At 71.7% G+C, this 12023-nt stretch carries 9 protein-coding genes and 1 riboswitch; of the genes, 4 read left to right on the plus strand and 5 right to left on the minus strand.

The window, feature by feature from the left end; genetic code table 11:
* Positions 1-143: 143 nt before the first annotated feature.
* Positions 144-1154 (minus strand): polyprenyl synthetase family protein, encoded by a 1011-nt coding sequence (locus tag IF655_RS23205; protein WP_199587030.1) that lies wholly within the window; start codon positions 1152-1154, stop codon positions 144-146.
* Between the two features lie 614 nt (positions 1155-1768).
* Positions 1769-2007: riboswitch (cyclic di-AMP (ydaO/yuaA leader) on the plus strand.
* Positions 2008-2009: 2 nt separating this feature from the next.
* On the opposite strand from IF655_RS23205, the gene IF655_RS23210 reads away from it, so the two are divergent.
* Positions 2010-2510, plus strand: a complete 501-nt coding sequence (locus IF655_RS23210) for a transglycosylase SLT domain-containing protein (protein WP_199587031.1) — start codon at positions 2010-2012, stop codon at positions 2508-2510.
* 45 nt (positions 2511-2555) lie between these two features.
* Here IF655_RS23210 and IF655_RS23215 read toward each other — a convergent pair whose 3' ends face one another.
* The 3 genes from IF655_RS23215 to IF655_RS23225 all read right to left on the minus strand — a co-directional run bounded on the left by IF655_RS23215 (position 2556) and on the right by IF655_RS23225 (position 6561).
* Entirely contained in the window at positions 2556-3401 is an 846-nt protein-coding gene (locus tag IF655_RS23215; RefSeq protein WP_199587032.1) for an HAD family hydrolase, read from the minus strand.
* 537 nt (positions 3402-3938) lie between these two features.
* A complete protein-coding gene (locus IF655_RS23220) occupies positions 3939-5153 on the minus strand; it encodes an FAD-dependent oxidoreductase (protein ID WP_199587033.1) in 1215 nt (404 codons plus the stop codon).
* A gap of 142 nt (positions 5154-5295) precedes the next feature.
* Positions 5296-6561 (minus strand): ATP-grasp domain-containing protein, encoded by a 1266-nt coding sequence (locus tag IF655_RS23225; protein ID WP_307815027.1) that lies wholly within the window; start codon positions 6559-6561, stop codon positions 5296-5298.
* A gap of 269 nt (positions 6562-6830) precedes the next feature.
* Between IF655_RS23225 and fahA the strand changes: the two genes are divergently transcribed.
* Together fahA and IF655_RS23235 are read left to right on the plus strand one after the other, a co-directional pair.
* A complete protein-coding gene (gene fahA, locus IF655_RS23230) occupies positions 6831-8042 on the plus strand; it encodes a fumarylacetoacetase (RefSeq protein WP_199587034.1) in 1212 nt (403 codons plus the stop codon).
* A gap of 173 nt (positions 8043-8215) precedes the next feature.
* A complete protein-coding gene (locus IF655_RS23235) occupies positions 8216-9154 on the plus strand; it encodes a M56 family metallopeptidase (protein ID WP_199587035.1) in 939 nt (312 codons plus the stop codon).
* Between the two features lie 15 nt (positions 9155-9169).
* On the opposite strand, the gene recQ is transcribed toward IF655_RS23235, so the two are convergent.
* Positions 9170-11170 (minus strand): DNA helicase RecQ, encoded by a 2001-nt coding sequence (gene recQ / locus IF655_RS23240; RefSeq protein WP_199587036.1) that lies wholly within the window; start codon positions 11168-11170, stop codon positions 9170-9172.
* A gap of 240 nt (positions 11171-11410) precedes the next feature.
* Here recQ and IF655_RS23245 point away from each other — a divergent pair, with 240 nt between their 5' ends.
* Positions 11411-12013, plus strand: coding sequence for a Uma2 family endonuclease (locus IF655_RS23245; RefSeq protein WP_199587037.1), 603 nt, complete (start codon positions 11411-11413; stop codon positions 12011-12013).
* Positions 12014-12023 lie beyond the last annotated feature (10 nt).

Below are 12023 nucleotides of genomic sequence, written 5' to 3' on the forward strand. Positions count from 1 at the left end.
GCCGCGTGAACACGTCAGTCCACGGAGCCAACTCGGCGTACACCTGCGGTATGACGCACGGGGCGGTACCTCCCGCCCGACCCGTAGGGGTCGTACGGGCCGTACCGCCCCGTGTCGTACGTCCGCGTCGTACGTCTGCCCGGTCAGCCGGTGCGGTGCACCACCGCGTCGCACAGTTCGAGCAGGGCCGACTTGGCCGTGCAGTCCGTGAGGGGGGCCAGCGCGGCGCGGGCCTCCTCCGCATAGCGGACGGCGTCGCGGCGGGCCTGCTCCAGGGCGGGGTGGGTGCGCAGGGCGGCCAGCGCCTCGGCGTGCCGGTCGTCGTCGGTGAGGTCGGAGTCGAGCAGCTCGCACAGCGCGACGTCGTCCGCCGCGCCGAGGCGGGCGGCGCGCTCGCGCAGCCGGAGCACGGGCATCGTGGGGATGCCCTCGCGCAGGTCGGTGCCGGGGGTCTTGCCGGACTCCCGGGTGTCGGAGGCGATGTCGAGGACGTCGTCGCAGAGCTGGAAGGCGACGCCGAGGCGCTCGCCGTACTGGGTGAGCACGTCCACCACGGTCTCGTCGGCGCCGGACATCATCGCGCCGAACCGGCACGAGACGGCGACCAGGGAGCCCGTCTTGCCGGAGAGCACGTCCAGATAGTGCTCGACCGGGTCGCGGCCGTCCATGGGACCCGCGGTCTCCATTATCTGACCGGTGACCAGCCGCTCGAACGCGAGCGCCTGGACGCGCACGGCCTCCGGGCCGAGGTCGGCCAGTATCTGCGTCGCGCGGGCGAAGAGGAAATCTCCGGTGAGGACCGCGACCGAGTTGCCCCAGCGGGTGTTGGCGCTGTCCACGCCGCGGCGCACGGCTGCCTCGTCCATGACGTCGTCGTGGTAGAGCGTGGCCAGGTGGGTCAGCTCGACGACGACGGCGGAGGGCACGATGCCCGGGGCGTACTTGTCGCCGAACTGGGCGGCGAGGAGCACGAGCAGGGGACGGAACCGCTTGCCGCCGGCCCGCACGAGGTGCTGCGCGGCTCCGGTGATGAAGGGGACCTCGCTCTTGGTGGCCTCTAGCAGGCCCTCCTCGACAGCCGTCAATCCGGCCTGGACATCGGCTTCCAGTGCCTGGTCCCGCACGCTCAGCCCGAACGGCTCGCCGACGGTCACGAGGGGTCTCCTGTCTGCTGGTGTCTGCTGGCGACTACACGGTTTGTCGATAGGTCGCTGCCATCACTCGGATCAGCGTATCCGGTCGCGTTTCCATCACCGCTATCACCCACCGGGCCACCACGGGAGGTATCGGGTCACAGCGGTCGTCTTCTTCTTTGGCGGACATGGACGGACATTCATCGACTTAACAGGACGATGCGCCTGCTGTCGGCAGTCGGCGCGCCGGGCGGGTCCTCGTCCGACCCCCTGCGGAGGGGGTCGTCCGGTCCAACGAACGGGACCACCCCTGAGGTTCCGCATCCGACCGGACCGACACTCCCTAATACCCACAGACGGATCAAATCCACCTAATCACTCATGTCTGACTTTGCGTATTTTGCGGTTTCGTGAGTTGGGTCACCAGACCCCCTACGGCGACCGACAGGTCCCCACTACCCCGCTCGCCTTGCTTCATGGGCCAGTTGAGCGCCAATGAGCTCAAAGGATCAAGTACCCCATTCGGGACAAGTCAAGATCAACCATGGCTTTATGTGAATCCGGCACTTGTTCCCGACATCTGCTCTCGCATACGTTCCGGCCCGTCGGGCGACGCCGAATCCTGCCGGGCCCGACACACCCACTCGACGAACTCATTTCGTACGGCAGGAGCGGGGGAACCAGGTAGGCCGCCGGGGACGGGTCGACGCGCGTTGATTGACGCGCGTCGACCCGGCAACGGCTCGGGGTGAAGCCGCGACTTCGTGTCCATCGGGCACGGAGCGTTCGTGTCCCACGGACACGGATGTGAGCGGCCGGGCACCTCCCCGCCCGAACCCGACAGCTCACCTCGCAGGCGCCGGAGAGGAACGTGTCATGTCTGCTGCCGCTCAGCCGCGCCGTGCCCGCGCCCAGCGCGTCTTCCGTACGCTCGCCGTCACCGGTACCGGTGCCGCCGTGCTCGCGATTCCGTTCATCGGCGCCACCAGCGCCTCCGCCGCCCCCGCCGCGGCGCCGGCCTCCGCTTCGGCCGCCGTGACGACTCCGGCCGGGTACGCGAACAACCTCGACGGCTGGATCCGCGAGTCCCTCGCGATCATGAGCCAGAAGGGCATCCCGGGCACCTACAACGGCATCTACCGCAACGTGATGCGCGAGTCCTCGGGCAACCCCCGCGCCATCAACAACTGGGACATCAACGCCGTCAACGGCACCCCGTCCAAGGGTCTGCTCCAGGTCATCGACCCGACCTTCACCGCGTACCACGTGGCGGGCACCTCCCTCGACCCGTACGACCCGGTCGCGAACATCACGGCCGCGTGCAACTACGCCTGGCACCGCTACGGCTCCATCGACAACGTCAACGGTCCGTACTAGGCCGCAGGGACGTTCGTCGGGGCGGGGCGCCCGTAGGTGACGCACCTACGGGCGCCCCGCCCCTTTCTCCTGTCCTTCGGGCCGGAGCCCGTACACCCTCTCCAGGACGACCGCGATGCCGTCGTCCTCGTTGGAGAGGGTGATCTCGTCCGCGACCGCGCGCAGTTCGCGGTGGGCGTTGGCCATGGCGACGCCGTGGGCGGCCCACTGGAACATGGGGATGTCGTTCGGCATGTCGCCGAAGGCGATGGTGTCGGCGCGACCGAGACCCAGGTGCTCGGCGGCCAGGGCGAGTCCGGTGGCCTTGGTGATGCCGCAGGGCTGGAGCTCGACGGTGCCGGGTCCGGACATGGTGACCGTGGCCAGCGAGCCGACGACCGAGCGGGCGGTCCCGGTGAGTTCGTCGTCGGACAGGTCGGGGTGGCGCAGCAGCACCTTGCTGATGGGCGCGCGCCAGAGGTCGTCGCGCCGGTCCACCCGTACGGCGGGCAGCGTGGGGTGGGGCATCAGATAGCCGGGCTCGATGAGGGTGAGTCCGTCCACGCCGTCCTGGTCGACGGCGGCGTACACCTGGCCGACCTCCGCCTCGATCTTCCCGAGCGCGGTCTCGGCCAGCTCCCGGTCCAGCCGTACGGACCACAGCATCCGCCCGGTCCCCGCGTCGTACACCTGCGCCCCCTGCCCGCACACCGCGAGCCCGCCCGCCCCCAGCGACGCCAGCAGCCCCCGCACCCTCGGCACCGGCCGCCCGGTCACCACGAGATGCCGCGCCCCCTCCCGCGCGGCCCCCTCAAGCGCTGCCCGTGACCGCGCCGAAACGGTGTCATCACCGCGCAACAGCGTCCCGTCCAGGTCGGTGGCGATGAGTGCGGGAAGGGGAGGTGCGGCCATGATCAGAGAATACGGACGGGGGTGGTCTCCGACTCAGGTGCGGGGTACGGGAGTTGCGGAGGGGCGGGTGCCCGGGGGCTGCCGCGAGGTGTCCGCGTACGGGTACGGCTCTGCTGGTGGGCGAGCGGGGGCGCGACCGGAATGCAGCCGAGCGACCGCCGAGGGGGCACTGGGGCGCGGCCCAGTGCAGCCGGGGCATCGCTGGTCCCCCGGTCGGGGCAGGTCTGCCGGGCACAATCGAGGTGCAGCCGCGGAGCCACCGGAGCGCAGTCCGGCGCGACCAGAGCACGCCCGGGGCACAACGGGAGGCTGCCGCAACGCGGCCGGGTGCGGCCTGGCCGGGCGCTGCCGGGAGACGACCAGCCGCCACCGAAACGCGAGCGAGAACAGCCCAACGGGCGGCGTTCCGGCACAGCCAGGACGCAGCTCTGGGACGGCCCGGCGTGACCAGGGCGCAGCCCAGGAACCGCCCGGTACGGCCAAGGCGCGGCCTAAGGGCGGGTCCAGGGAGCGGCGAGACTCGTGGACCCGCGGCGCCTACCCGTGTGCCGCAGCCAGGTGTTTCGCCAGGCGTGGGGAGGCGAATTCCGTGCCGCAGACGAAGCGCATGACCGGGCCGTAGGAGGAGGCGGCGGGGAGGCCGGTGAAGTAGAGGCCGGGGATGGAGGAGACGTAGCCGGGGCCGAGGCGGGGGGTGCCTCGGGTGGTGGTGAGGCGGGTGCGGAGGGTGGGGCCGAGGAAGTCCATCGCGGAGACGTTCACGCGGTAGCCGGTGGCGGCGATGACGTGGTCGGCGGTGAGGTGTTCGGTGCGGCCGCCGTGGGTGCGGACCTTCAGGAGCGGGGCGCCGTCGGAGATCTCGGTGGAGAGGACCCGTTCGACCTCCGTCACCTGCACCTTGCCCTCGAAGCGGTCGCGGAGCCACCACGCGCCGAGCGGTCCGAGGACCCGGCGGACGAGGTGGTGGCGGACGGGGTCGGGCAGGTGGCGGTAGGGGTCGGCGTGGTAGCTGAGCGCCCACAGGGACCAGGCGCGGCCGAAGGGCGACTCGGGACGGAAGCGGGGCTGCTCCCAGGGCGGCGCGCCGAAGGCGACCTTGCCCCGGCCGCGCGAGACCACCCGGACCTGGGCGCCCGCCTCGGCGGCGAGCGCCGCCGTCTCCAGCGCGGACTGCCCCGCGCCGACGACGATCAGCTCCTTGCCCGAGAAGCGACCGAGGTCGTGGTGCTCGTAGACGTGGGAGACATGGGAGACGGGGGCGGTCGGGCCGAGGGCGGCGGACGCCGGGCCCGCCAGCTCGGGTGGCAGATGGGCGAGCCCGGAGAGACCGGTCGCCACCACCACCGCGCGCGCCTGGAACGCCTCCCCCGAGTCCAGCTTCAGCTCGAAGTCCCCGCTGCCCTGCGCCCGCTCCACCGAAACCACCCGGACCTGCTCCAGATCGGGCACCAGCTTGCGCTGGAACCACTCCCCGTAGGCGATGAAGGTCTCCACCGGGATGATGTCCTCGTCGGTGACCAGGCGCCGTATCCCCGCCGCGTCGCAGTAGTCCGCGAGGGTGTGCCCCGGCTGGGGGCAGTCCAGGCTGGAGGCGGCGGGCGTCGACTTCAGCAGCATCCCCTCGGGCATGTGGTCGCGCCAGCTCACCATGGGGTCGCCGAAGACACGGACGGGCAGCCCCCGTGCCCGCAGATGGGCCGCGGTGGACAGACCGAACGGTCCTGCCCCGACGACTGCAACCGGTCGAATCACGAAGTCCCTCCCAGGACGCGCTCGCGCCACCCTCGTGGCCTTGCCGCTTCGCCTTGCTCTCGCGTTGCCGCCGCGTGGAGTTCCCGCCGGGCGGGGTTCCCGCCGCGGGGAATCGCCGCCGTACGGACTCGCCGCCGCGGGTTCAGGTGGTGCCGCCGCGGCGGTTGGTCCGCCACAGCGCGTAGAGATGCTTCGCGCCCGGACGCACGAAGCGGGCCAGCATGGTGACGAACGGCATCGGGTCGTCCGCCGCGAGCCACGCCAGCTCGGTGCCGCTCGCCCGCGCCGGGGCGTGCGGCGTGGTGTAGCCGCTGCGGCGGTAGGCGAGGAGCGCGGGCAGGTCGATGTTCTCCACCACGTACCGGTTCCCGGAGCGCTGCGCGCCCTCGGGCACGGGGCGCCCGGTGAGGTTCAGATGCAGGGCGCGGACGACGTCGATGCCGGAGTCGCTCTCGAAGAGCCGGAACTGCGCGCCCATCCGGGGGTTGAAGTCCAGGAGCTTGTACCGCCCGTCGCGCCGGTCGAAGCGCAGGTCCAGGTCGACGACCCCGCTGAAGCCGATCTCCTTGATGAACCGCGCCGCCATGTCCGCGAGTTCGGGGTTGTCCACCACGTACGCGTGCGCCGTCATCCCCGCGTGCGGTGGCCAGGAGCGGACCTTGACCCCGGTGAAGAGGGCGAGCGGGCTCGCGTCGGCGTCGAAGCAGGCGTGCACGATCCAGTCCTCGGCGGACTCCCTCGGCAGATACTCCTGGAGGATGACGCCGGGGTCCTCGCCCCAGTCGCGGGCGAGGTCGAGCAGACCGGCGCGGGTGGCGATCCGGGTCGTGCCGCCCACGGCAGGTCGGCTGCGCCGGACGAACGCCTCGCGGTTCTTGGCCACCACCGGGAAGCGCGCCCGCTCCGCGAACTCGGCTATCTCAGCGTACGAGCGCGGGAACACCGTCACCGGGGCGGCGATCCCGTGCTCCGAGCACAGCTCGTGCAGCCCCTGCTTGCTGGCAAGGCGGCGGGGCAGCGCGGGGTCCACGCGCGGGAAGAGGAACGGTCCGGCCAGCGCGTCCTGGTGCTCCGCGATGAGGACGGCGGCCTCCTCGTCGGTCGGGATCAGGACCGTGGGGCGCCCGATCCGGCGCCCGATCCGCAGCAGCCCCTCGACGAGGTGCTCCGGTTCCTCGGCTCCCGTGGTCGGCCAGACGAACGCCCGCTTCAGATAACGGGAGGCTGCGGCAGGGGTGTAGGCGTCCTCGGTGATCGCGTACATCGGCACGCCCAGCCTGCCGAGACTGCGGATCGCGCCGACCCCGCCGTGGTGCAGCGGATAGCCGCCGAACTTGACTATGAGACCGGGCACTTCACGGTCCACCTGGACCGGCGTGCGGCTTCCGGCCACGGGTCGTCCCCCCACGTGTCCCCCCTTTGGACCGGACCCACCCCGCCCGTGTCCCCCACAGGACGCTAAGCCGGAACACTTCCCTCCGACAAGAGCTATTCGGACATTGCGAACTCTTTAGTCATGGGGCGGACAACTCCACGGCGGGCACCCGAAACGACCACGGAACCGCTCGTCAACGCGCTGCACAGTGCTGCCAAGACAGCGGTCCCGCCCGTAACGTGTGGGCCGACCACATGGTTGGCCACACCAGGCACGGCCCGGATGAGAGCGAGGCGGCACCCATGCCCCCCTTCGACGTCCCCGAGGGCGACCCCTTCGGTCCGCACAACCTTCCCTATGGCGTGTTCTCGCCCTCCGACGACGCCGAACGGAGGGTCGGGGTCCGGCTCGGCGACCGGGTGCTCGACGCGGGCGCGGTCGCCGCGGCGCTCGGCTCCCCGGACGCGGACCTGCTCGCGCGCCCCACGCTGAACCCGCTGCTCGCCGCCGGACCGGAGGCGTGGTCGCGGGTGCGGAGCGCCCTGACCACCTGGGTCACGGACCCCGCTCACGGCGCCACCGTGGAAGCCCACCTCCACCCGCTCGCGGACGTCCGGCTCCACCTCCCCTTCGAGGTGGCCGATTACGTCGACTTCTACGCCTCGGAGAACCACGCCCGCAACGTCGGCCGCATCTTCCGCCCCGACGCCGCGGACTCGCTCACCCCCAACTGGAAGCATCTGCCCATCGGTTACCACGGCCGCGCGGGCACGGTCGTCGTCTCCGGCACCGATGTCGTACGTCCCTCGGGGCAGCGCAAGGGTCCCGGCGACCCCGAGCCCGTCTTCGGACCCTCGGTCCGGCTGGACATCGAGGCGGAGGTCGGCTTCGTGGTCGGCACCCCCTCCGCGCAGGGCACGCCGGTGCCGCTGACCGCGTTCCGCGAGCACGTCTTCGGGCTGTGCCTCCTCAACGACTGGTCCGCGCGCGACATCCAGGCGTGGGAGTACGTCCCCCTCGGTCCCTTCCTCGGCAAGTCCTTCGCCACCTCGGTGTCGGCGTGGATCACCCCGCTGGCGGCGCTGGAGCACGCCCGCGTGGCACCCCCCGAGCGCACGCACCCCCTGCTCCCCTACCTCGACGACTCCCACGCCGAGCCCGGCGGCTACGACCTCCGCATCTCGGTCGCCGTCAACGGCGAGGTCGTCTCCGAGCCCCCCTTCTCCACCATGTACTGGACCGCCGCGCAGCAGCTCGCCCACCTCACGGTCAACGGCGCCTCCCTGCGCACCGGCGACCTCTACGCCTCCGGCACGGTGAGCGGACCCGCCGAGAACCAGCGCGGCTCGCTGCTGGAGCTGACCTGGAACGGGCGCGATCCGCTGGAACTCCCGGACGGCAAGCGGGCGTTCCTGGAGGACGGCGACGTGGTGACGCTGACGGCGTGGGCGCCGGGCGCGGACGGCACCCGGATCGGGCTGGGCGAGGTGAGCGGGCGCGTGGTGGGAAGGTGAGCGGAGGCTGCCGGGGGCGCTGAGACGGGGGCGGCGGCGCGGAAGTCCCAACCGGGCCGTTCCGCTTCCCCGTTCGGCCCCCGGGACGACTGACGGACGGCTCTTCCGGCGTCATACTGGCGTAACACGCACCACCGCCCCGCACCTTGGCCACCAGGAACCGGAGCCCCGGCATGACCGTCTGCCTGCTCCTGCTGAGCGCCGTCGCGCTGACGGCCGCCCTGCCCGCGCCCCGCGCGCTCGTCCGGGCCGCCTGGCCCGACCGGGAGCCCGTGGTGGCGCTGTGGGTGTGGCAGTGCCTGGTCGCCACCGTGCTGCTGTGCTGTCTGACCGCGCTGGTGCTGGGCGCGGCGGCGGTCTTCCACACCGTCCGCGACCATGTGTTCGCGCCCGCGCCGCCCGCCGTCACCGCCGCGTACGACCTCTCGGCGGCGCCGCCCTGGGCCGCCGTCCTCACGGTGCTGCTCGCCTCGGGAGCCGCCTGGACCACCGCGATGCTGGCGCGCGAGCTGACCGAGGTGCGGCGGCGGCGCGGGGTGACCCGGGCGCATCTGGACGAGCGTGCCCCGGAGCTGCCCGCCGGGCTCCCCTCGGGGCGCGGACCGCTGCTGGTCCTGGAGGACGAGTACCCGGACGCCTGGTGGCTGCCCGGGCATCCGCCCCGCCTGGTCGTGACCACCGGGGCGCTGCACCGGCTCACCGACCCCCAGCTCGACGCGGTGCTCACCCACGAGCGCGGTCACGCCCGCGCCCACCACGACTGGCTGCTGCATCTGTCGAGCGCGCTGGCGACGGGCTTCCCGCGCGTGCCGCTCTTCGCGCACTTCCGCGACCAGACGCACCGGCTGGTGGAACTCGCCGCCGACGACACCGCCTCCCGGCGCTGCGGTCACCTCACCACCGCGCTGGCCCTGATCGAGCTGAACCAGCACCGGGGCGTGCTGTCCTGCGCCTCCAGCCGCCGCCTGCTCGGCGAGCGCGTCGACCGGCTCCTTCAGCCGCCGCCCCGGCTGCTGCGCAGGCAGCGCGCGCTGACCACGGCGGTGGCAGCGCTGGTCCCGCTGCTGCCCCTGCTGATCACCTTCGCACCGGGGCTGACGGCGCTGGCGTGAGCCGCCGGACGGGCCCTAGTCCCAGTAGGGCTCTTCGTCGTCGCCGGGCCAGGGGTCGTCGTGGTCGACCGGTCCGGCGGGCGCGGCGGTCCTGGCGGACCGAGCCGGTGCGGTGGGTTCCGCGGACCCGGCAGCGCCCGAACTCTCCGCCCCCGGCTGCCCGTTCAGCACCGCCAGCACCCCCTCGCCGTACGTCGCGAGCTTCTTCTCGCCCACTCCGCTGATCGTGCCGAGTTCGCGCACCGAGGTCGGGCGGGCGGTGGCGATCTCGCGGAGGGTGGCGTCGTGGAAGATGACGTACGCCGGGACGCCCTGTTCCTTCGCCTGCTCGGCGCGCCAGGCGCGCAGCGCCTCGAAGACGGGGACCAGTTCGGCGGGCAGCTCGGCGGCAGCCGTCCTGCCCTTGCGCTCGCCCCGGCTGCCGGAGGAACGAGCCGTGGTGGGTCGCTTCGGTTCCTTGCGCAGCGGCACCTCGCGTTCGCGCCGCAGCACGGCGCCGCTCTCCTCGGTGAGCACCAGCGTGCCGTACTCGCCCTCGACCGCCAGCAGCCCCTGCGCGAGCAACTGGCGTACGACACCGCGCCATTCGCCCTCGCTCAGGTCCTCGCCGATGCCGAAGACGGAGAGCTGGTCGTGGTCGAACTGGATCACCTTGGCGCTGCGCTTGCCGAGCAGGATGTCCACGATCTGCACGGTGCCGAACTTCTGGCCGCGCTCGCGCTGGAGGCGCACCACGGTGGAGAGGACCTTCTGCGCGGCGACGGTGCCGTCCCAGGTCTCCGGCGGGGTCAGACAGGTGTCGCAGTTGCCGCACGCCTCGGCGCCGGGCTCCTGGCCGAAGTAGGCGAGGAGCTGGCCGCGGCGGCAGCGGGCGGTCTCGCACAGGGCGAGCATCGCGTCCAGGTGGGCGGCGGCGCGGCGGCGGAAGTTCTCGTCGCCCTCGCCGGACTGGATCAGCTTGCGCTGCTGGACGACGTCGTTGAGGCCGTACGCCATCCAGGCGGTGGAGGGCAGTCCGTCGCGGCCCGCGCGACCGGTCTCCTGGTAGTAGCCCTCGATGGACTTGGGCAGGTCGAGGTGGGCGACGAAGCGGACGTCCGGCTTGTCGATGCCCATGCCGAAGGCGATGGTGGCGACGACGATCAGCCCGTCCTCGCGCAGGAAGCGGGACTGGTGGTCGGCGCGCGTCGCCGCGTCCAGACCCGCGTGGTACGGCACCGCGGCGATGCCGTTGGCGGTGAGGAACTCGGCGGTGCGCTCGACGGAGTTGCGCGAGAGGCAGTAGACGATGCCCGCGTCCCCGGCGTGCTCCTCGCGCAGGAAGGCGAGGAGCTGCTTCTTGGGGTCGGCCTTGGGGACGATCCGGTACTGGATGTTGGGCCGGTCGAAGCTGGCGACGAAATGGCGGGCAGCGGGGAGGTTCAGCCGCTGGGTGATCTCCTCGTGGGTCGCCCGGGTGGCCGTGGCGGTCAGGGCGATCCGGGGCACGTCCGGCCAGCGCTCGCCCAGCAGCGAGAGGTTCAGGTAGTCCGGGCGGAAGTCGTGACCCCACTGGGAGACACAGTGCGCCTCGTCGATGGCGAACACGGAGATCTTTCCCCGGGAGAGCAGGTCGAGCGTGGCCTCCACGCGCAGCCGCTCCGGGGCGAGGTAGAGGAGGTCCAGCTCACCGGCGAGGAACTCGGCCTCGACCGTGCGGCGCTGGTCGAAGTCCTGCGTGGAGTTGATGAACCCCGCCCGCACACCGAGCGCGCGCAGCGCGTCCACCTGGTCCTGCATGAGCGCGATCAGCGGCGAGACCACGACACCGGTGCCCGGTCTGACCAGCGCCGGGATCTGGTAGCACAGCGACTTGCCGCCACCGGTCGGCATGAGGACCAGGGCGTCGCCGCCCGCCACCACATGCTCGATGATCGCTTCCTGCTCGCCCCGGAAGGAGTCGTACCCGAAGACCCGGTGGAGCATGGCCAACGCCTCACTCGCGTCCGCACCCGGCCCCTCGGTCACCACTGCCATCTCGTCGATCCCACCTGTCCCACTCGGAGCCCGTGCCGCTCACCGACCACGACCACCACCATAGGCGCCCATACCGACAGCGCCGACGGTTATCCACAGGCCCGCAGCTTCCGGGCGCCGCATATGCCTGTGGCAATCGTCAACGACACGACTTCTCGTTCACACGTTCACGGGAGACCCGCCCGTTTTCCGCCGATACTCTGGACGCACCCGGCGAGACTCCGTCCCATGGGAGCACTGATGAGCGTCGCACCGAAGGCGTCCACGCCCGCCTGGCCGACCCCGCCCCAGGGCGGGTGGACCGCCGACGACCTGGACCGGCTTCCGAATCTTCCTCCGCACACGGAGCTGATCGACGGGAGCCTGGTCTTCGTGAGTCCGCAGACCACCTTTCACGAGCGAGTTGTCGACTTCTTCAAGTGGCAACTGCAGTCCTTGGCGCCATCGGAGTTCGAGGTCTTCCGCGAATTCACCATCGACATCGACCGGCAGAACCGGCCCGAACCGGATGTCATCGTGCTGCACGCGGAGGCGTGGACGGTCTCCGGTCAGACTCGCTTCCCGGCGGAGACGATCGTCCTCGCCGTCGAGGTCGTCTCCGAGGACTCCGTCTCCCGGGACCGCGAGACCAAGCCGCTGAAATACGCCCGCGCGAAGATCCCCTACTACTGGCGAGTGGAGGATGAGCAGGACCGCGCCGTCGTCCATGCCTTCGAACTGGAACCGGCCACCGGCGCCTACGTCAGCGTCGGAATCTTCCGGGAGCGGATGAAGGTCGACATGCCCTTCCCGATGGACTTGGACCTCACCAAGATCAGGACGCGACCCCGGAACGCGGGCTGAACGCCCACCG

The sequence above is a fragment of the Streptomyces sp. DSM 110735 genome, from assembly GCF_016482685.1.
Taxonomy (GTDB): domain Bacteria; phylum Actinomycetota; class Actinomycetes; order Streptomycetales; family Streptomycetaceae; genus Streptomyces.